Origin of the sequence: Streptomyces sp. NPDC089424, assembly GCF_044749345.1 — a bacterium.
GTDB lineage: Bacteria > Actinomycetota > Actinomycetes > Streptomycetales > Streptomycetaceae > Streptomyces.
The window spans coordinates 1,543,498-1,565,300 of sequence record NZ_JBIVHU010000002.1 but is presented as its reverse complement, the minus strand read 5'-3'; the positions used below and the strand labels follow the sequence as shown (position 1 = coordinate 1,565,300).

The 21,803-nt window shown below is 72.9% G+C and carries 24 protein-coding genes; 13 read left to right on the top strand and 11 right to left on the bottom strand.

Annotation, left to right across the window (positions count from 1 at the left end; translation table 11 throughout):
- Positions 1 to 81 precede the first annotated feature (81 nt).
- A complete protein-coding gene (locus tag ACIP2X_RS14585; protein ID WP_401672045.1) occupies positions 82 to 654 on the top strand; it encodes an XRE family transcriptional regulator in 573 nt (190 codons plus the stop codon).
- A gap of 43 nt (positions 655 to 697) precedes the next feature.
- On the top strand, positions 698 to 1,255 hold the full coding sequence (locus ACIP2X_RS14580) for a YbaK/EbsC family protein (RefSeq protein ID WP_401672042.1): 558 nt from the start codon (positions 698 to 700) through the stop codon (positions 1,253 to 1,255).
- 10 nt (positions 1,256 to 1,265) lie between these two features.
- On the opposite strand, the gene ACIP2X_RS14575 is transcribed toward ACIP2X_RS14580, so the two are convergent.
- Positions 1,266 to 2,294 carry a cation diffusion facilitator family transporter gene (locus ACIP2X_RS14575; protein ID WP_401672040.1) on the bottom strand — a complete coding sequence of 343 codons (1,029 nt, stop codon included), beginning with the start codon at positions 2,292 to 2,294 and terminating at the stop codon, positions 1,266 to 1,268.
- A gap of 87 nt (positions 2,295 to 2,381) precedes the next feature.
- Between ACIP2X_RS14575 and ACIP2X_RS14570 the strand changes: the two genes are divergently transcribed.
- Positions 2,382 to 2,741: an ArsR/SmtB family transcription factor gene (locus ACIP2X_RS14570; RefSeq protein ID WP_401672037.1), complete on the top strand. Its 360-nt coding sequence runs from the start codon at positions 2,382 to 2,384 to the stop codon at positions 2,739 to 2,741.
- 28 nt (positions 2,742 to 2,769) lie between these two features.
- Here ACIP2X_RS14570 and ACIP2X_RS14565 read toward each other — a convergent pair whose 3' ends face one another.
- Complete coding sequence (locus tag ACIP2X_RS14565) at positions 2,770 to 3,993, bottom strand: 4-hydroxybenzoate 3-monooxygenase (RefSeq protein ID WP_401672034.1); 1,224 nt, start codon at positions 3,991 to 3,993, stop codon at positions 2,770 to 2,772.
- 176 nt (positions 3,994 to 4,169) lie between these two features.
- On the opposite strand from ACIP2X_RS14565, the gene ACIP2X_RS14560 reads away from it, so the two are divergent.
- Complete coding sequence (locus ACIP2X_RS14560) at positions 4,170 to 5,021, top strand: RNA polymerase subunit sigma (RefSeq protein WP_401672032.1); 852 nt, start codon at positions 4,170 to 4,172, stop codon at positions 5,019 to 5,021.
- Here the strand turns inward: ACIP2X_RS14560 and ACIP2X_RS14555 are convergent.
- Positions 4,978 to 5,247 carry a sigma factor-like helix-turn-helix DNA-binding protein gene (locus tag ACIP2X_RS14555; RefSeq protein WP_401672377.1) on the bottom strand — a complete coding sequence of 90 codons (270 nt, stop codon included), beginning with the start codon at positions 5,245 to 5,247 and terminating at the stop codon, positions 4,978 to 4,980. The genes ACIP2X_RS14560 and ACIP2X_RS14555 overlap by 44 nt on opposite strands.
- 170 nt (positions 5,248 to 5,417) lie before the next feature.
- On the opposite strand from ACIP2X_RS14555, the gene ACIP2X_RS14550 reads away from it, so the two are divergent.
- Positions 5,418 to 5,684, top strand: coding sequence for a WhiB family transcriptional regulator (locus ACIP2X_RS14550; RefSeq protein WP_401672030.1), 267 nt, complete (start codon positions 5,418 to 5,420; stop codon positions 5,682 to 5,684).
- Between the two features lie 4 nt (positions 5,685 to 5,688).
- Here the strand turns inward: ACIP2X_RS14550 and ACIP2X_RS14545 are convergent, their stop codons facing one another.
- From ACIP2X_RS14545 to ACIP2X_RS14530, 4 genes are all read right to left on the bottom strand, one after another.
- A complete protein-coding gene (locus ACIP2X_RS14545; protein WP_401672026.1) occupies positions 5,689 to 6,186 on the bottom strand; it encodes an Ohr family peroxiredoxin in 498 nt (165 codons plus the stop codon).
- A 105-nt stretch (positions 6,187 to 6,291) separates the two neighbouring features.
- A complete protein-coding gene (aceE, locus tag ACIP2X_RS14540) occupies positions 6,292 to 8,976 on the bottom strand; it encodes a pyruvate dehydrogenase (acetyl-transferring), homodimeric type (RefSeq protein ID WP_401672023.1) in 2,685 nt (894 codons plus the stop codon).
- A 1-nt stretch (position 8,977) separates the two neighbouring features.
- Entirely contained in the window at positions 8,978 to 9,805 is an 828-nt protein-coding gene (locus tag ACIP2X_RS14535; protein WP_401672021.1) for an SDR family oxidoreductase, read from the bottom strand.
- Between the two features lie 158 nt (positions 9,806 to 9,963).
- On the bottom strand, positions 9,964 to 10,173 hold the full coding sequence (locus ACIP2X_RS14530) for a hypothetical protein (RefSeq protein WP_401672019.1): 210 nt from the start codon (positions 10,171 to 10,173) through the stop codon (positions 9,964 to 9,966).
- 188 nt (positions 10,174 to 10,361) lie between these two features.
- On the opposite strand from ACIP2X_RS14530, the gene ACIP2X_RS14525 reads away from it, so the two are divergent.
- The gene (locus ACIP2X_RS14525) at positions 10,362 to 10,580 is read left to right on the top strand and encodes a hypothetical protein (RefSeq protein ID WP_401672017.1); all 219 of its coding nucleotides are present in this window, start codon (positions 10,362 to 10,364) and stop codon (positions 10,578 to 10,580) included.
- Between the two features lie 108 nt (positions 10,581 to 10,688).
- Here ACIP2X_RS14525 and ACIP2X_RS14520 read toward each other — a convergent pair whose 3' ends face one another.
- Positions 10,689 to 11,096 (bottom strand): CoA-binding protein, encoded by a 408-nt coding sequence (locus ACIP2X_RS14520; protein WP_401672015.1) that lies wholly within the window; start codon positions 11,094 to 11,096, stop codon positions 10,689 to 10,691.
- A gap of 174 nt (positions 11,097 to 11,270) precedes the next feature.
- On the opposite strand from ACIP2X_RS14520, the gene ACIP2X_RS14515 reads away from it, so the two are divergent.
- From ACIP2X_RS14515 to ACIP2X_RS14495, 5 genes are all read left to right on the top strand, one after another.
- A complete protein-coding gene (locus ACIP2X_RS14515) occupies positions 11,271 to 11,993 on the top strand; it encodes a hypothetical protein (protein ID WP_401672013.1) in 723 nt (240 codons plus the stop codon).
- Entirely contained in the window at positions 11,990 to 12,529 is a 540-nt protein-coding gene (locus ACIP2X_RS14510; RefSeq protein WP_401672010.1) for a SixA phosphatase family protein, read from the top strand. Before ACIP2X_RS14515 ends, ACIP2X_RS14510 begins: the two co-directional genes overlap by 4 nt.
- Before the next feature lie 65 nt (positions 12,530 to 12,594).
- Positions 12,595 to 13,221 (top strand): YigZ family protein, encoded by a 627-nt coding sequence (locus ACIP2X_RS14505; protein ID WP_401672008.1) that lies wholly within the window; start codon positions 12,595 to 12,597, stop codon positions 13,219 to 13,221.
- Between the two features lie 125 nt (positions 13,222 to 13,346).
- On the top strand, positions 13,347 to 14,510 hold the full coding sequence (locus ACIP2X_RS14500) for an exonuclease SbcCD subunit D (protein WP_401672006.1): 1,164 nt from the start codon (positions 13,347 to 13,349) through the stop codon (positions 14,508 to 14,510).
- Positions 14,507 to 17,494 carry an AAA family ATPase gene (locus ACIP2X_RS14495; RefSeq protein WP_401672004.1) on the top strand — a complete coding sequence of 996 codons (2,988 nt, stop codon included), beginning with the start codon at positions 14,507 to 14,509 and terminating at the stop codon, positions 17,492 to 17,494. The genes ACIP2X_RS14500 and ACIP2X_RS14495 overlap by 4 nt, the downstream gene beginning before the upstream one ends.
- A 7-nt stretch (positions 17,495 to 17,501) precedes the next feature.
- On the opposite strand, the gene ACIP2X_RS14490 is transcribed toward ACIP2X_RS14495, so the two are convergent.
- The gene (locus ACIP2X_RS14490) at positions 17,502 to 17,948 is read right to left on the bottom strand and encodes an Lrp/AsnC family transcriptional regulator (RefSeq protein ID WP_401672001.1); all 447 of its coding nucleotides are present in this window, start codon (positions 17,946 to 17,948) and stop codon (positions 17,502 to 17,504) included.
- A gap of 163 nt (positions 17,949 to 18,111) precedes the next feature.
- On the opposite strand from ACIP2X_RS14490, the gene ACIP2X_RS14485 reads away from it, so the two are divergent.
- Positions 18,112 to 18,588 (top strand): rhodanese-like domain-containing protein, encoded by a 477-nt coding sequence (locus tag ACIP2X_RS14485; RefSeq protein WP_401671999.1) that lies wholly within the window; start codon positions 18,112 to 18,114, stop codon positions 18,586 to 18,588.
- Between the two features lie 70 nt (positions 18,589 to 18,658).
- Positions 18,659 to 19,504: an SDR family oxidoreductase gene (locus tag ACIP2X_RS14480; protein WP_401671997.1), complete on the top strand. Its 846-nt coding sequence runs from the start codon at positions 18,659 to 18,661 to the stop codon at positions 19,502 to 19,504.
- Between the two features lie 23 nt (positions 19,505 to 19,527).
- On the opposite strand, the gene ACIP2X_RS14475 is transcribed toward ACIP2X_RS14480, so the two are convergent.
- Both ACIP2X_RS14475 and ACIP2X_RS14470 read right to left on the bottom strand, forming a co-directional pair.
- Positions 19,528 to 21,219 carry a DUF885 domain-containing protein gene (locus ACIP2X_RS14475; RefSeq protein WP_401671996.1) on the bottom strand — a complete coding sequence of 564 codons (1,692 nt, stop codon included), beginning with the start codon at positions 21,217 to 21,219 and terminating at the stop codon, positions 19,528 to 19,530.
- A gap of 33 nt (positions 21,220 to 21,252) precedes the next feature.
- Complete coding sequence (locus ACIP2X_RS14470; RefSeq protein WP_365444835.1) at positions 21,253 to 21,744, bottom strand: Lrp/AsnC family transcriptional regulator; 492 nt, start codon at positions 21,742 to 21,744, stop codon at positions 21,253 to 21,255.
- Positions 21,745 to 21,803: the final 59 nt, after the last annotated feature.

Genomic DNA, 21,803 nt, shown 5'->3' with positions numbered 1-21,803 from the left:
ATAGTTCAATGAGTTGAACTCTGTCATTCACAATATTTGACTGTCATGACTAGGCTAGGTGGCTCACCTGATGGACGGAACGTGTCGGACCTCGACCTGCTGACCCAGTCGCTGGCCCGGAGCGTCAAGCGCTGGCGTGCCGAGCGGGGCTTCACCCTGGACACCCTCGCCGCCCGCGCCGGAGTCAGCCGCGGCATGCTGATCCAGATCGAGCAGGCGCGCACCAACCCCAGCCTCGGCACGGTCGTCAAGATCGGTGACGCGCTGGGCATCAGCATCACCACCCTGCTCGACTACGAACAGGGCCCCAAGGTCCGGATCGTCCCCGCCGACCAGGCCGTCCGCATGTGGCACACCGACGCGGGCAGCTACAACCGGCTGCTCGCCGGGACCGAGGCCCCCGGCCCGCTGGAGCTGTGGGACTGGCGGCTGATGCCCGGCGAGAGCAGTTCCTCCGACCCGCACCCCGCCGGCACGGTCGAACTCGTCCACGTCACCGCGGGCGAGCTGACCCTCACCGTCGACGGCGTCGACCACTTCGTCCCGGCGGGCGCCAGTGCCTCCTTCGACGCGGGGGTGCCGCACACGTACGGCAACACAGGGGGCGAACCGATGGAGATGGTGCTGGCCGTGTCGGTGCCGCCCGTGCACTGAGACGCCCCCTCACGTCTCGCGCGGCGGCTGTTAGCGTGCCGCCATGCGCGCACCCATCGGACGCTTCGACCAGGCGACGCCCGCCCCCGACTGCCTCGACGAGCTGATCGGCCCGGTCGCCGACGCCGTACGGCACTGGCGCGGCAGCGTCCCCGCCGAGCAGATCGTCTACGTCGAGACCGACCCGCAATGGGCCGACACCGAGGTCTTCGTGGAGCACTACGGCCGCGAACTGCTCGAGCAGTCCGCGAACTGCGTGGTCGTCGCGGGCAAGCGCGGTGGCGAGACCACGCTGGCCGCCTGCGTCGTGCTCTCCACCACCCGCGTCGACGTCAACGGCGTCGTCCGCCGTCAGCTCGGCGCCCGCAAGGCCTCGTTCGCGCCGATGGACACGGCGACCGGCGAGACCGGCATGGAGTACGGGGGCATCACCCCGGTCGGGCTGCCCGCCGGCTGGCCGCTGCTGGTCGACTCGGCCGTCATCGACCTGCCGTACGTCCTGGTCGGCAGCGGGCGACGGCGCGGCAAGCTGCTGGTGCCCGGCAAGGCCTTCGCGGAACTGCCGGGCGCGGTCGTCCTGGAGGGGCTGGGCGCCGCCTGAGACCTGGGGGTCACGCCGTGGCGTGATGGGCGAGCGGCAGATGAGGGTCCGCCTCGCCGTGCCTGTGCGCCGGATCGGCGTGCACCAGGGCGGCGGTGAGGCGCGGTACGGCGTGCAGTAGGGCGTGTTCCGCCTCGACGACGATCGCGTGGGCCCGCCGTACCGTCACCTCTCCGTCCACCACCACGGCCACCTCGGCCCGCAGCCGGTGCCCGATCCAGCGCAGTCGCAACTCGCCCACCCCCTGCACGCCGGGCACCGTCCGCAGCGCCTCTTCGGCCCGGTCCACCAGCGCCGGGTCGACGGCGTCCAGCACCCGCCGGAACACCTCGCGGGCCGCGTCCCGCAGCACCAATGCGATCGCCGCGGTGATGGCCAGGCCCACGATCGGGTCGGCCAGTCGCACGCCGAGGGCCGCGCCGCCCGCGCTCAGCAGCACGGCCAGCGAGGTGAATCCGTCCGTCCGCGCGTGCAGTCCGTCGGCGACCAGCGCGGCCGAGCCGATCGAGCGGCCGACGCGGATCCGGTAGCGCGCCACCGCTTCGTTGCCCGCGAAACCGACCAGGGCCGCCACCGCGACCGCCGGGATGTGCTGCACCGGCCGCGGGTCGAGCAGCCGGTCGATCGCCGCCCACCCGGCGAACGCGGCCGACGCGGCGATCGTCAGCACGATCACGATGCCCGCCAGGTCCTCGGCGCGCCCGTAGCCGTAGGTGAACCGCCGGGTCGCCGCGCGCCGGCCCAGCACGAAGGCGATCCCGAGCGGTACCGCCGTCAGCGCGTCCGCGGCGTTGTGCACCGTGTCGCCGAGCAGTGCGACCGACCCGGACGCCACGACCACGACGGCCTGCGCGAGCGCGGTCGCGCCGAGCACCGCGAGCGAGACCCAGAGCGCGCGCATCCCGCGTGCCGAGGACTCCAGGGCGGAGTCGACCTTCTCGGCGCTGTCGTGGGAGTGCGGGGTGAGGAGGTGTCCCAGCCGGTGCCACGGGCCGGTGGGTGTGCGGTGCTCGTGCGCGTGGTGGTGCCGGTCGCTCACGGGGGTCCCCTTCCGGTCCGCGGCCCTGCCGGGCGCGAGGTGGCCTCGGTGGTGGACGTACCCGCACGCGGCCGTCATCATGTGCGTATGAGCGCACGCATGCACCTGTCATCTGCGCACGATGCGCATCCGCGCACCCCCGGCGAGGAACAGTTCGCGCTCGCCGCCGAACTGCTGGCCCTGCTCGGCGACCGCACGCGCCTCGCGCTGCTGCACGCGCTGAGCACGGGGGAGGCGGACGTCTCGACGCTCACCGAGGCCTGCGGCGCGGCCCGGCCCGCGGTCAGCCAGCATCTGGCGCGACTGCGGCTCGCCGGGCTGGTCACCACGCGCAAGGAGGGCCGCCGGGTGATCTACTCCCTGCGCGACGGGCATCTGCGCAGGGTCGTCGACGAGGCGCTGAACCTCGCCGACCACCGGCTCACCGGACGTCCGGAGCACGGGTGAGGACCGGCCGACGTGCCGGAGGCCGGGTTCAGATCCCGGGGTCCACGCCGAGGTACTGCTCCGCGAACGCGGAGGCGGCGACCGGTGAGCCGACCAGGCGGCGCAGACGGGCGAGCGTCGTACCGGCCCGGTACGGATCGCCCGAGGCGGTGCCGTGGTACACGTCGGACAGCCACTCGGAGAACTCCTGGTAGTCCCAGACCCGGGCCAGGCAGGCGGCCGAATAGCCGTGCAGACCGCTCGCGTCGCCCTTCGTCAGCCGGGCGACGAGGGCGTCGCCCAGCAGGAACGCGTCGTGCAACGCGAGGTTCATGCCCTTCGCGGCGATCGGCGCGGTCAGATGCGCCGCGTCGCCGGCCAGGAACAGCCGCCCGTACGCCATCGGCTCGACCACGTAGTTGTGCATGTCGAGCACCCGCTTCTCGATCAGCCGGCCCTCGGTCAGCGGCGGGGCGTCCCGCGCGCCCATCCGCTCCTGGAGCTCGGCCCAGACCCGCTCGTGGGACCAGTTCTCCGGGTCGTCGCCGGGCGGACACTGAAGGTAGTACCGGGTGACCTCGGGGCTGCGGGCCATGTGCCCGGCGAAGCCGCGGGGATGGATGCCGAAGACCACGCAGTCGCAGGACGGCGGCGCCTCGGCCAGCAGCGCCAGCCAGCCGATGCCGTAGTCGAGGCGCGAGAGGCGGGACCGGTCCGGGGGCAGGGCGCCGCGGGTCACGCCGCGCGCGCCGTCGCAGCCCGCCACGAAGTCGCAGTGGATCACCTGGCGTTCACCGGTCCGCGGGCACAGGTACGACACCGCCGCCCGGTCGGTGTCCAGGTCGTGCAGCCGGACGTCGCGCACGCCGAAGCGGATGTCACCGCCGCGGACGTCGGCGTACTCCCGGACCAGGTCCGTCACCAGCAACGGCTGCGGATAGATCCAGTGGTGCTGCCCCGTCAGCTCGGCGTACGACAACCGGTGGCGCCCGCCGTCGAAGCGGAACTCGCACTGGGTGTGCCGCTGCGCCCGCGCCAGCAGGTTCCCCGCCAGGCCCCGTCGTTCGAGGCCCCGCACGGCCCACTCCTCCAGAACCCCGGCCCGTGGCCGCTGTTCGATGAACTCCCTGCTCTCCACCTCCAGCACGACACAGTCGACGGAAGCGGCCCGCAGGATGTTGGCGAGGGTCAGGCCGGCCGGGCCGGCCCCCACGACGACGACCGGAGTACGGTGCGGTGCGGGGGAGTTGGGGTGGGGGGAAGGTATGGCCACGCGTGCATTATGACGGTGGCCCCGCACGGCGGCTCCCTTCAGGGGGCGAGTGTGAGGAGCCCACCGGGGGTATGCGGGACCGCGGGGGCAGACCGTGCGGCCGGACACCGCTATAAACGTTCCGTACGCCGTCGCCGTGGCGACGGTGGTGGGCCATGGGGAGGGAGAAGGCGCGTATGGAACCCGTCGTCGACACCATGCCGCTTTCGGCATTGCTCGACGAGCGGCGGCATCTCGTGGAAGTCGCTCACTGGATGCTGGGCAGTCGCATCTCGGCGGAGCGCGTCACCGACGAGGCGTACCGGGAGTGGTACGGGCTCTCCGATCACCAGCGGGCGCGGATCGCGGTGCCGCGGGCCTGGCTGACCCAGGTCGTCGGCAGCATCTCGCTGACCCGGCTGGCCCCGGCGGGCGACGACGGTGACGCCCACGATTGCGCGCACGCTCGGGAGCCGCACGACGTCGGCCTGGCGAACGAGGTCGACGCGGTGCTGCGGCAGGCGGTGGACAGGATGACACCGGCTGAGAAGGCGACGTTCGTGCTCAACAGTCTCTTCGGGTCCGCGCACAGGGCAGCGGGAGACGCCGAGCGGGGCCACACCGATCCGGCCGACCGTGCCCGGCACAGCTCGGGCGTCCGGCGCGGACGGCCCGCGTTCCCGCGCCGCCAGCGCGAGATCGTGCAGGCCGTGCGGCAGGCGTGCGTCGAAGCGGACGCCGACCGTCTGAGGTCTCTGCTGGCCCATGACGTCACCGCGTTCTTCGACGGCGGCGGCAAGGTCCGCGCTCTCACCCGGCCCGTCACCGGCGATGAACACGTCGCCTTGAGCCTGCTGACCCTGCTCGCCCGGCAGCCCCGCACCACCTTGCACACGCGCCCGGTCAACGGACGCACCGGTCTGGTCGTCCGCTACGGCGACCAGGTTGCCGCAGTGATCACCTTTGTCGTGGTCGGGGACCGCGTCGCCCAGATCGGGGTCGTGCTCAACCCGGACAAACTGCGTTCCTGGAACCGCCCTCGTCCCTGACGCGGCGCACCACGGTGTCTTTACAGGCCCGTTCGACCTCGACCGTCGGCCAGAACCGCGGATAGGGGGGCGACGGGCTGTCCCTCTGGTCGTCGGTGAGATGCCGGCGGGCCCGGCTCACGATCTTGCGGACGCTGACGGGAGTGAGGCTCAGAATGTGGGCGATCTCGGGGTAGGAGTAGTCGAAGGCCTCCCTCAGGCCTCGCTCAGGTCGAATTCCGGACATCGCCCGTTCGTCGCGGGCCGGTACGTCGGGTGCGAGGTCGCGCGGTCTCCCACTGTTTTTGTCGTGGGACTTCGGGGACCCGGCCGCCGGCGCCGCCTCGATGTCACACATGTGCCGAGGTGGCGGTCCTTCCCTATGAAGAGTTCGTACTTCTTCGCAGGAGGTATTCCGTGGACTGGCGCACCAGGGGCCTGTGTCTGGGCGAAGACCCTGATCTTTTCTTCCCGATAGGCAATACCCACAGCGGTCGGACGGCCGTACAGGTCGACGAGGCGAAGGCTGTGTGCCGTCGTTGTCCCGTGGCCGAGCGATGCTTGGCGTGGGCCGTCGACGTCGGGCCCGTCGAGGGGATCTGGGGTGGCATGACGGAAGGGGAGCGCCGAGCCTTGCGCGTGCGGACGGTGCGTCGCGCGGTGATGACGCACACCGCGGCGTGAGCGGTCAGGGAGCGAGGGTGATGGTGGTCGGCGTGCCCCGCAAGGCCATACGCGCGTAGGGGCACAGGGCGTCGGCCTGCTCCATCAGGCTGATGGCCGTCTCGCGAACGACACCGGGCCAGCGCACCACCAGATCGACATGCAGGAGATAGCCACCGTCCTCGGGATTACGCCCGAAGGCGACGGTCGCCGACACGGAGATGGCTGCGGGGTCGAACGCCTCCTGCCGCGCCAGGAGGCTCAGCGCTCCGTGGTAGCACGCCGCGAAGCCGGCGGCGAACAACTGCTCGGGGTTGGTCCCCTGCCCGTCACCGCCCAGCTCGACGGGCATGCCCAGATCCAGGTCGAGGGCGCCGTCGGACGAGCGGGCCCGGCCGGAGGCCCGCCCGTGCGAGGCGACGCCGCCGTCGACTGTCACGGTCGTCGTGTAGATGGGTGAGAATTCGTCGCCGTCGTAGTCCTTCTCCGTCGACAGGTCGGGCAAGGGGATCGGATCGGTCATGGCATGACTCCCACTTCGGCGGTCCGGGGGCTGACGACTCTATGACCGAGGAGCGACCTCCCCCGTGACGCCGGCCCGCGGACCCCGTGAGAGGCCGACGGCCGGTCAGTCCAGCCCGTAGCGCCGGCGTGCCCGCGCGACAGTCTCGAAGGGGATCCGTCCGGTCCGGGAGAGCCTGTCCAGAGCGGTCACGACGATGGACTCGGCGTCCACGCGGAAGTACCGGCGTACGTCGTCGCGGGTGTCGGACAGCCCGAAGCCGTCGGTGCCCAGGGAGTAGTAGTCCTGCTCGATCCACTGACTGATCTGGTCGGGGACCTGTCGCATCCAGTCGCTGACCGCCAGTACGGGCCCCGGCGCGCCGGCCAGGGCGCGGGTGACGAACGGCGCGCGCTCCTCACCGCGCATCCGTGCGTCGTCGGCACGCATCGCGTCGCGGCGCAGTTCCGTCCAGGACGTCACCGACCACACGTCGGCATGCACATCCCAGTCGGAGGCGAGGAGTTCCTGCGCCCGCAGGGCCCAGTGGATGGCCGTCCCCGAGGACAGGAGTTGCAAGCGGGGCCCGGTGGCGGCGGGGTCGGCGGGCCGGAAGCGGTAGATCCCCCGGAGGATGCCTTCCTCGATGCCCGGTACCGCCGGCATGGCCGGCTGGACCTTCGGCTCGTTGTACACGGTCAGGTAGTAGAAGACGTTCTCGGGCCGCTCGCCGTACATCCGGCGCAGACCGTCCCGGACGATCACGGCGATCTCGTAGGCGAACGCCGGGTCGTAGCAGATCGCCGCCGGGTTGGTGGCGGCCAGCACATGGGAGTGGCCGTCGCCGTGTTGCAGCCCCTCACCGGTCATGGTCGTGCGCCCGGCGGTACCGCCGACCACGAATCCGCGGCCCAACTGGTCGCCGAGCGCCCAGAACTGGTCGCCGGTGCGCTGGAAACCGAACATGGAGTAGAAGATGTAGAACGGGATCATCGGCTCGCCGTGTGTGGCGTACGAGGTCGCCGCGGCGGTGAACTCGGCCACGGAACCCGCCTCGGTGATGCCCTCGATGAGGAGCTGCCCGGTGGCGCTCTCCTTGTAGTGGAGCAGCAGTTCCGCGTCGACGGGATCGTAGGTCTGACCCAGCGGCGAGTAGATGCCGGCCGTGGGGAACATCGACTCCATGCCGAACGTACGGGCCTCGTCGGGGATGATCGGAACCCAGCGTGCCCCGCTTCGCTCGTCCCGCATCAGGTCCTTGACCAGCCGGACCAGCGACATGGTGGTGGCGACCTCCTGGCGGCCGGAACCCCGTTGCAAGGCCTCGAAGGGCTTCGCGGGCGGCTCCGGCAGCGGCTTGGGCGTCGCACGTCGCAGCGGGAGCGGGCCGTCCAGCGCGGCCCGGCGCTCGCGCAGGTACCGCACCTCGGGGGAGTCCTCTCCCGGATGCCAGTACGGCACTTCGCTCCCGGCGAGCGCGCTGTCGGGTATGGGCAGGTCCAGCAGGTCGCGGAGCTCACGGAACTGCTGCGTCGTGAGCTTCTTCATCTGGTGGTTGGCGTTGCGTGACTCGAACGCGGGGCCCAGGGTGTGGCCCTTGACCGTCTGGGCCAGGACCACGGTCGGCGAGCCTCGATGTTCGACCGCGGCCCGGTAGGCCGCGTACACCTTCAACGGTTCGTGCCCGCCACGTGAGTTCTCGAACAGTTCCACCGTCTGCGCGTCGCTCAGCGAGGCGGACAGGGCGGACAGGGCATCTCCGGTGAAGAAGGTCTTGCGGATGTACGCGGCGTCACGCACCGCCAGCGTCTGCATCTGCGCGTCGGGCACCTCGCCCAGACGGCGCACCAGGTCGCCCGTGGTGTCCTGGCCCAGCAGCGGATCCCACGCCGCACCCCACAACGTCTTGACCACATTCCAGCCCGCGCCGCGGAAGCGGGCCTCCAACTCCTGGACGATCTTGGAGTTGGACCGTACAGGTCCGTCCAGGCGCTGCAGGTTGCAGTTGATGACGAACGTCAGATTGTCCAGGCCCTCGCGGGAGGCGAGCGTCAGGGCGGCCAGCGACTCCGGCTCGTCCGTCTCCCCGTCGCCAAGGAAGGCCCACACCCGCGAGGCGGAGGTGTCCTTGATTCCGCGCGCGTGCAGATAGCGGTTGAAGCGGGCCTGGTAGACGGCAGCGAGCGGACCCAGACCCATGGACACCGTGGGGAACTCCCACAGCCACGGAAGCCGCCGGGGGTGCGGGTAGGAGGGCAGGCCGTGACCGCCCGCCTCCCGCCGGAAACCCTCCAACTGCTCGACGCTCAGCCGCCCTTCGAGGAACACCCGAGCGTAGATGCCCGGGGAGGCGTGCCCCTGGAGGAAGAGCTGATCGCCCGATCCGTCGCCGTCCTTGCCTCGGAAGAAGTGGTTGAAGCCGATCTCGTAGAGCCAGGCCGCCGAAGCATAGGTGGCGATGTGGCCGCCCAGCCCCAGGCGCGCACCATGGGTGACCATCGCGGCGGCGTTCCATCGGTTGACGGCGGTGATCCTGGACTCCATCTCCAGGTCACCGCCGAACGCCGGCTGTGCGGAGGCCGGAATGGTGTTGACGTAGTCCGAGGACACAAGCCCGGGCAGCGGGGCGCCGGAAGTCGCGGCGAACTCGTGCATGCGCCGGATCAGGTACGCGGCCCGTTCCGGCCCGGCGTTGCGCACGACGGCGTCCAGAGACGCCCGCCACTCGGCGGTCTCCTCCGCGTCGCGGTCGGGGACCTGGTCGAGCTCACTGATCGCCGGGGTGTCGGTCGCCCGGGAGGGATCACTCATGTCAGCTTTCCTGTCGGAGGGACGGCGCCTGCGCATCGCTCGGTGACCGGTGTGGATCACGATCGGCGGCACCTCGTTGACTGCTGGAACGGTGGCTCTTGAGCCAGTCCGTGAAGCGGTGGTGGCCGAGACGGGCGTCCGCGGTGGGAAGGAGGGCCCGCTCGGGGAGCACCGCGCCGAAGAAGTGGGCCCGGGCGTCGGCGATCACCGGTCCCGGCAGGCCTCGGACGTCGAGCAGTTCGGCGGCGGCGTCCACGAGCCGGAGCTCTTCCGGTCCGGCCACCTCCAGCACGCCGAAGCGGGGCAGCCCCACCGCGGTGTGGGCGACCGCGGTCGCCACGTCGTCCGTAGCGACCGGGCGCAGCACCAACGGTGGCACGCGCACACCGTCGGGCCTGATGCCGGTCAGCGTGGTCGCTTCCACGGACTCGAAGAACGCGGTGGCGCGCACCAGGGAGTACGGCACCGGGGCGTGCCTCGCCAGGCTCTCCTGCGCCGCCTTGGCCCGGAAGTACCCCGAGCTGACCCGGTCGGCGCCGACCACCGAGAGCGCCACGTAGTGCTCGACGCCCGCCGCGGCAGCGGCCTTGAGGAGGTTGTTGGTCGAGGCGATGAAGAACTTCGTACTGACACGCTCCTCCCGCGAGGGCGCGTCCGTGACGTCCACGACGATCTCGGCGCCGCGCAGCGCCTGGTCCAGTCCCTCTCCGGTGCTCACGTCGACCCCTGCCGAGCGAGAGGCCTCTGCGACCTGCACCCCGTGGTCACGGAGCCTCGCGACGGTCCTGGAACCGATCAGGCCGGTGGCGCCTACGACGACGACTTTCATCGGGATCTCCTTCCTCGGGGGCCGAGCCCTTTCACCACAGCTAGACCGTCACGAGTGGGTTCCTGTGACATGTCATGGCGCGGCGGTCACATGGCGGCGGATGACCTGCCGCGCGGACACGGTGCTTCCACGGAAGGTGCGACTCGGTGTCGGAGAAGTCACAGACCACCCACCACGGCCACCACGGGCACGGAACGGCGGACGGGCGGGAGGGAGCTGGACCGGAGACACGCGATCGTGTTGCGGCACACGGCCACGTCGGCCACTTCGAACAGCCCCGTCTCGTCGAGGGGCACGGGGTGCACGGTGATCCGTGCCCTGAGGTCGGCCGGCAGCGCCGCGAGACGCGACATCGGTGGCGTCCGCATCGAGCACTCCCAGGCCGGCGTCGCCGACACGCGGGATGTCGTGGAACGGAAAGCGCCACTCACTCGGACGGTAGGCGGGCCGAAGTCGGGACCGTGTCACAGAAGTCCCGGGTGCCCGGTCTGCACTTCGAACGTGCGTGAAGCCCGGGAAGGTGCGGCGATCGCCGCCGACTGATATGGGGACAAAAGTGTTCGAGCACCGGACAGAGGCGGAGATGCGGCTGTACTCCGCGAGGATGGCCAGGGAACTCGCCCAGAGGAAGCGGCAGCAGGAGCACGGCGACGGCAGCGACCCCGCTCAGGAGTCAGAGGCAGCGCATGTCGACTTCCCGGAGGACGGGGACAGCGCCGAGAACGACGAGGTCCTCGGCGGTGACTCCGTGGCCGGGGAGACGCGCGGGCAGTGAATCCGGTGGACGCCGGCCTACCGCCGGTGCGGGCTCGGCCGGGCCCGGACCTCGGGGCCGCCGCGAGCGCCTCGGACGCGGCGCCCGAAGGAATACGCCACGACGGCTCTACCGCAGCGCGTTGATCTCGATCGCCGGGCAGCGGTCCATCACCATGTCGAGCCCCGCGGCACGGGTGCGCTCGTAGGCCGCCTCGTCGACGACGCCGAGCTGGAACCAGACCGCCTTCGCCCCCTTGGCGACCGCCTCGTCGGCGACCGCGCCCGCCAGGTCGGCGTTGAGGAAGACGTCGACCACGTCCACGTCGAAGGGGATGTCGGCGAGGGAGGCGTAGCCCTGCTCGCCGTGCACCGTCTCCGCCTTGGGGTGCACCGGCACGATCCGCTTGCCGAACCGCTGGAGCACCTCGGCGACGCCGTAGGCCGGCCGCGACCGGTTCGACGACAGGCCCACCACCGCCCAGGTGTCGCCGAGCTCGGTGAGAATCCTGCGGACCGTCGCGTCGTCGCCGTACACCAGGGGCCTCCTTCGGCCAGGTCGCCTCGTCGTCACGTACTGCAACGGACGAGCCCGCGCCAGGATTCCCGGGCACGGACGGGCGCCGTGCTTCCCGTCTCCGGGAGGTTGCCTGCCGATGCGGCCGGAACGCGCGTCGTGCGAACGGCCGTCGGCGCGCCTAGGCTCTCTGGCGTGCTGCGCCTCATCGACGCCAGGACCGGACAACCCGTCGACGCCTCCCTGACCCGGCGGGGGCTGACGTGTGTCGAGGCCCACGCCACCGCCCTCGATCCCACCGCCCTGCGTGTCCTGGTGGTCGCGGACGTGCTGGTCCGTGCCCTGGAGCTGGGCGGCACGCCGGTCTGGGGGCTGTTGTCCGGGGAGCGTGACCTCGCGGAACTCAGGGCGGCCGGCGCCGACCTCGGGGTCCGTCCGTTCGAGGACCGCCATGACGCCGGGGCCGGGCTCGGGGAGCGGCAGGTCATCCATGTGGTGGGGGAGGGCGGGGTGCGCCCGGACGGGGTGTGCGTCGCGGTGGCACCCGCCCGCGACGATGCGGGAACGCCGCCCTGGGACGATCCCACGGCGCTGCGTCTGGCGCTGCTCTCCCGGCGCCGCAGGGATCCCGCGCGCGTGGACACCCGGGCCCTCGACGAGGCCCGCGACACGCTCGCCCGCTGGCGCCGGGCCGTCGCCGACTGGGCGCGGCGCCCGTCGCGGCCGGTCCCCGAGGAGGTCCGCGGACGGCTCCGAGCCGCCTGGGAGGACGACCTGGACGTGCCCTCGGTGCTGAACGTCCTGCGGGACGTGCAGAGCGACCCCGACCTGCCGGACGGCGCACGCTTCGAGACCTATGCCTACGCCGACCGGCTGCTCGGCCTGGAACTGACCCGTGACCTGGGAGCGCCCGCATGATCCCGCGCGCGGGAGGCGGCCCGCTGCGCCGACTGGTCGTGCTGCGGCACGCCAAGTCCGCCCGGCCGCCGGACGTCGCCGACCACGAGCGGCCGCTCGCGCCCCGGGGGCGCCGGGACGCGCCCGCCGCCGGTCGCGTGCTCGCCGAGAGCGACTGCCTGCCCGACCTCGCCCTGTGCTCCACCGCCGTACGCGCCCGTCAGACCTGGCAGCTGGCGTCGGCCCAGTGGGCCACCCCGGCGCCGGTGCGCTACGACCACGAGCTCTACGGTGCCGAGGTGCCCGAGCTGCTCGCCGCGGTGCACGCGGTCGCCCCCGAGGTGGAGACACTGCTCCTCGTCGGGCACAACCCCGGCCTGGAGGAGCTGGTCCTGGCGCTCGCCGGGGACGCCGTCGGTGACACCCTGGACCGGGTGCGGGTGAAGTTCCCCACCTCGGCGGTCGCCGTGCTGGCCGCGCACGGGGGCGGCTGGGACGCCCTGCGGCCCGGGGCGGCGCTGCTGACGGAGATGCTGGTGCCGCGGGGAAAGAAGTAGCGCGGGCGCCGGGGAGCACCTCGTCCGTGGCGGGGGCGCGCGCGAGCAGCGCATAGGCTGGCCGGATGCAGGACGAGTACCGCACGGTCGCCCGCGCGGGCGTGCACGAGACCGAGGTCAACCGCTCGCGCTTCCTGTGCGCCCTCGCCCCGGCCGCCACCGAGCAGGAGGCGCAGGACTTCGTCGCCGCCGTGCGCAAGGAGCACGCCGACGCGTCGCACAACTGCTGGGCCTACGTCATCGGCGCCGACGCCGCGATCCAGAAGGCGAGCGACGACGGCGAACCGGGCGGCACCGCCGGTGTCCCCATGCTCCAGATGCTGCTGCGCCGCGACATGCGGTACGTCGTCGCCGTCGTCACCCGCTACTACGGCGGGGTCAAGCTCGGCGCGGGCGGGCTCATCCGCGCGTACGGCGGCGCGGTCGGCGAGGCCCTCGATGACCTCGGCACCCTCACCAGACGCCGCTTCCGGCTGGTCACGGTGACCGTCGACCACCAGCGCGCGGGCAAGCTCCAGAACGAGCTGCGCGCCACCGGACGCGACGTGCGGGACGTGCGCTACGGGGAGGCCGTCACGATCGAGGTCGGGCTTCCGGACGCCGACGTGGACGCCTTCCGGTCCTGGCTCGCGGACGCGACCGCGGGGACCGCGGGGTGCACGCTGGGCGGAGAGGCGTACGGCGACGCCTAGTTCAGGCGCTTTCCATGGTAAACGCGGGTCAAATGCCTGTAACGGACAGGGGTGGAGCCGGTCATGACGGGCGATACAGGAGTAACCGCCCGTGGTGTCGGACCCGGCCGTTAGTCTCGGGGATCATGAGACTGCTGCACACTTCCGACTGGCATCTCGGGCGGTCGTTCCACCGGGTGAGCATGCTCGGCGCCCAGGCCGAGTTCATCGACCACCTCGTCGCGACCGTGCGCGAGCACGCCGTCGACGCCGTGGTCGTGTCGGGAGACGTGTACGACCGGGCGGTGCCGCCGCTGGCCGCGGTCGAGCTGTTCGACGACGCCCTGCACCGGCTCGCCGGCCTCGGGGTGCCGACGGTGATGATCTCCGGCAACCACGACTCCGCCCGCCGTCTCGGGGTGGGCGCCGGACTGATCGGACGCGCGGGCGTCCATCTGCGCACCGACCCGGCGGCCTCCGGCACCCCGGTGATGCTGCGGGACGCGTTCGGCGACGTGGCCTTCTACGGGCTGCCGTATCTCGAACCCGCCCTGGTGAAGGACGAGTTCGCGGTGGAGAGGGCCGGCCACGAGACGGTGCTCGCCGCCGCGATGGACCGGGTCCGTGCCGACCTCGCCGCACGCGCGCCCGGCACCCGCTCCGTCGTCCTCGCGCACGCCTTCGTCACCGGCGGGGAGGCCAGCGACAGCGAGCGGGACATCACCGTCGGCGGGGTGGCCGCCGTGCCCTGCGGTGTCTTCGACGGCGTGGACTACGTCGCGCTGGGGCATCTGCACGGCTGCCAGACCATCACCGCGCGCGTGCGGTACTCCGGTTCCCCGCTGGCCTACTCCTTCTCGGAGGCCGGGCACCGCAAGAGCATGTGGCTCGTCGACCTCGACGCGGCGGGGGCCGTCACCGCGGAGCGCGTCGACTGCCCGGTGCCACGGCCGCTCGCCCGGATCGCCGGCCGCCTGGAGGAACTGCTCGCCGACCCGGCGCTCGCCCGGCACGAGCAGGCCTGGGTCGAGGCGACGCTCACCGACCCGGTCCGGCCGTCCGACCCCATGGCCCGCCTCACCGAGCGCTTCCCGCACACCCTCGGCCTCGTCTTCGCCCCCGAGCGGGCCCCCGACGAGCCCGCGACGTCGTACGCCGGGCGCCTCGCGGACCGCAGCGACCAGCAGATCGCCGAGGACTTCGTGGCGCATGTGCGCGGCGCGGGACCCGACGGGCACGAACAGGCCGTGCTGCGGGACGCGTTCGACGCCGTGCGTGCCGACCTGACCCTGCGGGAGGTGGCCCGGTGAGGCTGCACCGCCTCGACATCACCGCCTTCGGCCCCTTCGGCGGGACGCAGCGCGTCGACTTCGACGCGTTGTCCGCCGCGGGCCTGTTCCTGCTGCACGGGCCGACCGGGGCGGGCAAGACCTCCGTCCTGGACGCCGTCTGCTACGCCCTGTACGGCTCGGTGCCGGGCGCCCGGCAGAGCGGTCAGGGCACCGCCCTGCGCAGCGACCACGCGGAGCCCGGCACGCGCACGTCGGTGACGCTCGAACTGACCGTCGCCGGACGCCGCCTGGAGATCACCCGGCAGCCTCCCTGGGAGCGCCCCAAGAAGCGGGGTACGGGCACCACGCTCGACAAGGCCCAGACGTGGCTGCGCGAGCACGGGGCCGGCTCCTGGAAGGACCTCAGCCGCTCCCACCAGGAGATCGGCGAGGAGATCACCCAGCTCCTGGGGATGAGCCGGGAGCAGTTCTGCCAGGTGGTCCTGCTGCCGCAGGGCGACTTCGCGCGGTTCCTGCGCGCCGACGCCGAGGCCCGCGGGCGCCTGCTGGGCCGCCTCTTCGACACCCACCGCTTCGCCGAGGTCGAGAAGCGGCTCGCCGAGCGCCGGCGCGCGGCCGAGGCGGAGGTGCGCGACGGCGACGCCGAACTGCTCGCCGACGCCCACCGCATGCAGCAGGCGGCGGACGGCGCCATGGAACTGCCCGAGCTGGCACCCGGCGACCCGGGCCTGGCCGAGGCCGTGCTGACGGCTGCCGCGGTGGCCCGGAGCACCGCCAGGGAACGGCTGACGGCCGCCCGGTGCCGTCTCGTCGCGGCCGAGTCCGCCCGGGCCACGACCGCCGGCGCCCTGGACGACGTACGCGAAGTGGCCCGCCTGCAGCGGAGGTTCTCGGACGCGCGGGAGCGGGCCCGGCTGCTGGCCGAACGGGACGAGGCGCACCGGACCGACCGGCGGCGCATGGAGCGTGGCCGCAAGGCCGAAGCGGTCGCGCCCGCGCTCGAACTGCGGGAGTCGGCCGAGGCCGAGCACCGCACGGCCGCCGCGGCCGAGTCCCGCGCGCGTGCCGCGCTGCCCGAGGGATTCGGGGACGAGGGCGCCACCGGGCTCGCCGCCGCCGCGCGCCGCACCGTCGAGGAACTGGGCGGGCTCGACTCCGCCCGCCGGGCGGAGCGGCGGCTGGCCGACGTCCGCGCGGAGCGCACCGAGCTCGACCGGGAGGAGCGCGCCGACGCGGACCTGCTGCACGAGGCCGAGACCTGGCTCACCGGGTGGGAGGCGACCAGGGCGGACCACCAGGGCCGTGTCGACGCCGCCCAGGAGGCGGCCTCCCGGGCCGAGCAACTCGCCGTGCGCCGCGAACCGGTGCAGAGGCGGCTGGCCGCCGCACGCATGCGCGACCAGCTCGCCTCCGACACCGAGCGGGCCCAGGAACAGGCCCTCGCCTCGGGGCGACGCGCCCTCACGGCACGTACCCACTGGCTCGACCTCAAGGAGCAGCGCCTGAGCGGCATCGCAGCCGAACTGGCCGCGGGCCTGAGGGAAGGCGAGGCCTGCGCCGTCTGCGGAGCCACCGAACACCCCGCCCCGGCACGGAAGGTGGCCGGGCACGTCGACCGGGCGGCGGAGGAGCGGGCACTCGCCGCCTCCCGGCGGGCCGAGGAGGAGCACGCCGAGGACGAACGGCGGCTGGGCGTCGCCCGCGAGGCCCTCGCCGCCGCGACCGCCGAGGCGGGCGACACCCCCACCGACCGGCTCGCCGAAGAGGCCGAGACGCTGGAACGGCAGCACACGCAGGCCCGGCGCGAGGCGTCCGCGCTGCACGCCGCGCGCGAGGAAGCGCGCCGCGCCGAGCAGGAGCACGAGCGCAGGACCGCCGCGCGCCGGGAGGCCGAGCTGAGGACGGCGTCCCGGCTGGCGCGCCGCGACGCCCTCGACCGCGAACGCATCTCCCTGGAAGGGGAACTGGCGCAGGCGCGGGGCTCGGCGGGCAGCGTCGCCGCGCGCGCGGCCGAACTGGAGGGCCTGACCGCGCGGCTCACCGAGGCCGCCGAGGCCGTACGGCACGCCGAGGACGCCGCCCGGCGTCTCAAGGACAGCGACGCCCGGCTCGCCGACGCCGCCTACCGCGCCGGGTTCGACACCCCGCGGGCCGCGGCCGCCGCGCTGCTGGACGCCGACACCCACCGCGAGCTGCAACGGCGGTTCGACGCCCGGCAGGCCGAGGAGGCCGCCGTGCGCGCGGTACTCGCCGAGGGCGACACCGCGCAGGCCGCCCGACGGCCGCCAGCCGACCTCACCGCGGCCGAAGAAGCCGCCGCGGCCGCCGACCGGAGGGTGCGCGACGCCGCCTCCGCCCGCGACGACGCCGAGCGCCGCTGCGCCGCGCTCGACCGGCTCTCCGCGCGGGCCGCAGCCGGGGTACGACGGCTCGCGCCCCTGCGTCAGGAGTACGACCGGGTGGCGCGGATCGCCGCTCTCACGGCCGGCACCTCCGCCGAGAACGAACGCCGGATGCGCCTGGAGTCGTACGTGCTCGCGGCGCGCCTGGAACAGGTGGCCGCCGCCGCGACCGCGCGGCTGCAACGGATGTCGTCCGGCCGCTACACCCTCGTCCACTCCGACGACCGTTCCGGACGCGGGCGCAGCGGCCTCGGCCTGCACGTCGTCGACGCCTGGACCGGACGGGAGCGGGACACGGCGACACTGTCGGGCGGCGAGACCTTCTTCGCCTCGCTGGCGCTCGCCCTCGGCCTCGCGGACGTCGTCACCGACGAGGCGGGCGGTGTGCGACTGGACACCCTCTTCATCGACGAGGGCTTCGGCAGCCTCGACGACCAGACGCTGGACGAGGTGCTGGACGTGCTCGACTCCCTGCGCGAGCGGGACCGCAGCGTGGGGATCGTGAGCCACGTGGCCGATCTGCGGCGGCGCGTGCACGCGCAGTTGGAGGTGGTCAAGGGGAGGTCGGGGTCGGTGCTCCGGCAGCGGGGCACGGACTGAGCCGGGCTCACCGACCGAGGGGCCGCCTCGGGAGCGGCGACGAGTAGACGACGCTCGTCGTCACCGAGCCCAGCGCGCCGATCCTGCCCGACACCTCCTCCAGGTGGCGCATGGAGCGGGCGGCGACCTTGATGACGAAACAGTCGTCGCCCGTCACGTGGTGCGCCTCCAGGATCTCCGGGGTCGCGGCGACGAGGTCGTGGAACGGCTTGTAGTTGCCCGTCGGATAACGCAGCCGGACGAACGCCAGGATCGGCAATCCCAGCCGGTCGGGGTCCACGACGGCGGCGTACCCCTGGATGACGCCCGCCTCCTCCAGCCGCCGTACCCGCTCGGTCACCGCGCTCGCGGACATCGAGACGGCCCGCGCCAGCTCGGCGAAACTGGCACGGCCCTCACGCTGGAGGACTTCGAGGATGCGCCAGTCGGTGGCGTCCGGGGAAAACGCGGTCATCCGCGATGAATAGCAGGGCGATCCCCGGCCGATCAAGGGGTACGCCGGGAATGTCTTCTTCAGGCGACGGGACGACAGGACGTACCTTTCAGGCAGATCGAGCACGCACCGGCGGGCCCGTCCCGCCCGGCCCCCACCGCCACGCTTCGGAAAGGCCACCTCGATGAGCCACACCACGACCGCCGGCAACCCCGTCCTGCGCGTCGCCCCCGCCGCCCCGGCCGCGGCGGCCGCCCATTTCCGCGCGAGTCTCGCCTTCCACGCCGACGTCTCCGACGTGGCCGCCGCGCTCGCGGCCGACGGCGATCCCGGGTTCGTGCTCGTGGACTCCCGCTCGACGGAGTCGTGGGACCAGGGCCACATCCCCGGCGCCGTCCACCTCCCGACCACGCTGATCCCCGGCCAGGCAGGGCAGCACCTCGACAAGTCGGTGCCGGTGGTGACGTATTGCTGGGGCCCCGGATGCAACGGGGCGACCCGTGCCGCGCTGGCCCTCGCCGAGCTGGGCTACCAGGTCAAGGAGATGCTGGGCGGCTTCGAGTACTGGGTCCGGGAGGGCTTCGCGTACGAGACGTGGCAGGGCCCCGAACGCCAGGACGCCGACGCGCTGACCGCGCCGGTGGGGGACTGCGGCTGCTGAGCGCCCCGGGGCCGCCCTGATGCCGAAAACCGGGTGCGTCCCGTGCGGCGGTCGCGCATCATGGTCGACCATGCCGCTCCTCCCCCCTCCTTCCCCCGAAGACCTCCGCCGCGACCCCCTGCCCCTGCGCGGCCGTAGTGCCCTGGTCACCGGGGCCAGCCGACGCGGCGGCATCGGACACGCCGTCGCCCGGCGGCTCGCCGCCCACGGCGCGAGCGTCTACCTGCACCACCACGTGCCGCACGACGCCGCGCTGCCCTGGGGCGCCGACCGGATCGAGGACGTCGTCGACTCCGTGCGCGCGGCGGCGGGCGACCCCGAGGCGCTGGTCGTGGCCGGGCCCGGTGACCTCGCCGGCCCGGCCGCGCCCGCCGAGCTGATCGCCACCGCCGCCGGCGCGCTCGGCGGACGGTTGGACATCCTCGTCGCCAACCACGCACGCAGCGGATCCGACGGGCCGCTCGACGCGATCGACGCCGACATGCTCGACGCGCACTGGGCGGTCGACACACGGTCGGTCGTACTGCTGGTCCAGGCCTACGCGCGGCTGCGGCGGGAACTGCCCGCCCGAACCCCCGGCGGGCGCGTGCTGATGATGACCTCCGGCCAGGACATCGCGGGCGGTATGCCCGACGAGATCGCCTACGCCCTCCAGAAGGGCGCCCTCGCCTCCGTCACCCGCTCGCTCGCGACGACGCTCGCCGAGCAGGCGGTCACGGTGAACACCGTCAACCCGGGGCCCGTGGACACGGACTACCTGACCGGCGAGGTCTACGACGCCGTCGCCGCGCGCTTCCCCGCCGGACGGTGGGGCATGCCCGACGACCCGGCCCGCCTCATCGCGTGGCTCGCCACGGACGAGGCGGACTGGATCACGGGCCAGGTGATCAACTCCGAGGGCGGCTTCCGGCGCTGACGCGACCGTCCGCCCCGCGGGCCTCAGAGCCGGGAAAGCTCGTCCACCAGGTCGTCCAGGCCCAGGGACCCCTGGGAGAGGGCGGCCATGTGCCAGGCCTTGAGGTCGAACGCCTCGCCGTGCCGCTCCCGCGCCTTCTCCCGGCCCAGCAGCCAGGCGCGTTCGCCCAGCTTGTAGCCGATCGCCTGGCCGGGGATCGTCAGGTAGCGGGTCAGCTCGCTCTCCACGAAGTCCGCCGGGCGGCTGCTGTGCGCGCCGAAGAACTCCTGGGCCAGCTCGGGCGTCCAGCGCTCCCCGGGGTGGAACGGCGAGTCCGCCGGGATCTCCAGTTCCAGGTGCATGCCGATGTCGACGATGACGCGGGTGGCCCGCATCATCTGCGCGTCGAGGTAGCCGAGGCGCTGCTCCGCGTCGGTGAGGAAGCCCAGCTCGTCCATGAGCCGCTCCGCGTACAGGGCCCAGCCCTCGGCGTTGGCGCTGACGCCGCCGATGGTGGCCTGGTAGCGGGAGAGGTCATCGGCGACGTGCGCCCACTGCGCGAGCTGGAGGTGATGGCCCGGGACACCCTCGTGGTACCAGGTCGACACCAGGTCGTAGACAGGGAACCGGGTCTGCCCCATCGTCGGGAGCCAGGTGCGGCCCGGCCGGGAGAAGTCCTCCGAGGGGGGCGTGTAGTACGGCGCGGCGGCGCTGCCGGGCGGGGCGATACGGGACTCCACCTTGCGCACCCGCTCGGCGAGTTCGAAGTGCGTGCCGTCCAGCTCCTGGATCGCCTGGTCCATCAGGCCCTGGAGCCATTCCCTGACCTCGTCCACGCCCTCGATGTGCGTGCCGTGCTCGTCGAGGTGGGCGAGTGCCTCCCAGGGCGTCCGGGCGCCCGGGAGGATCTTCTCGGCCTCCTGCTTCATCTCGCCGAGGATGCGGTGGAACTCCGACCAGCCGTAGGCGTAGGCCTCGTCCAGGTCGAGGTCGGTGCCGTTGAAGTAGCGCGAGAAGCGGGCGTACCGCTCCCGGCCCACCGTGTTCGGCGCGCCCTCGACGGTCGGCGCGTACACGTCGCGCATCCAGTCGCGCAGCTCCACCACGGCCGCGGTCGCGCCGCGGGCGGCCTCGTCCAGCTCGGCGCGCAGCGCGTCGGGGCCGGCCGAGGCGAAGTCCTCGAACCAGCCGCGTCCGCCGCCGTCCGTGTCGGCCCACTCACCGAGCTGCTCGATGAGGGTGGCCGTCGGGCGCGGGCCCGCGTACAGCTTGCGTTCCAGGCCCAGCGCGAGGGATTCGCGGTAGCCCGCCAGCGCGGCCGGCACCGCGCGCAGCCGTTGCGCGATCGCCGCCCAGTCCTCCTCCGTGTCCGCCGGAGTCACGGTGAACACCTCGCGCACCGGGTGCACGATCGTCCCCAGGTTGCCGACCGAGCGCAGGCCCTCTTCGGCCTCGTGCACGGCGAGCTCGGCGGTGAGCCGCTCCCGCAGCAGGCGCGCACAACGGCGCTCGATGTCACTGTCCGCGCCGGGCGCGCGCTCGGCCTCGTCGAGCCTCGCGAGGGTCGCCCGCGCCAGCTCGGCGAGCGCTTCCTGGCCCGCGGGCGACAGATCGGGCAGGCGGCCGGAACTCTCCTGCACGCCGAGATACGTACCGGTGACCGGGTCGAGGGCGATGAGCTCGTCGACGTAGGCGTCGGCGACCTTTCGGGGAAGTGGGCTCTTGGTGTCTGACATGGGGGCCATCCTCGTACGAGGGGCCACTGTGCGTCACCCCGATTGTGCCGAGGGCGAAGGCGGCAGCAGCGGCCCGCAGTCCCACCGCTGGAATATCAACCGTGTCTCGACGCGTGCGACTTCGCGGTGGGCCGTGAACTCGTCCAGCACCAGCCGCTGCAGATCCGCCATGTCCGCGACGGCGACGTGCACGAGGTAGTCGTCGGGACCGGTGAGGTGGAAGACGGTCAGCGACTCCGGCAACGCCCGGATCCGCTCGACGAACGGCCGCACCAGCTCCCGTCGGTGCGGTCTGACCTGCACGGACAGCAGGGCCTGCAGACCGCGTCCCAACTTGGCCGGATCCAGCCGCAGCTGATGCCCGAGGATCACGCCCGCGCGGCGGAGCCGGGTCACCCGGTCCAGGCACGTCGACGGTGCGACGCCCACCTGGGCGGCGAGATCGCGGTAGGTCGTCCGGGCGTCGTTCTGCAACAGCCGCAGCAGATCGAGGTCCACCGGATCCAGTACGACAGATTCGGCCACCGGCCGAACGTAACACGGGTTCCGCCCCCTGTGACCCGTTCGGTGTTCACCCTGCGGGC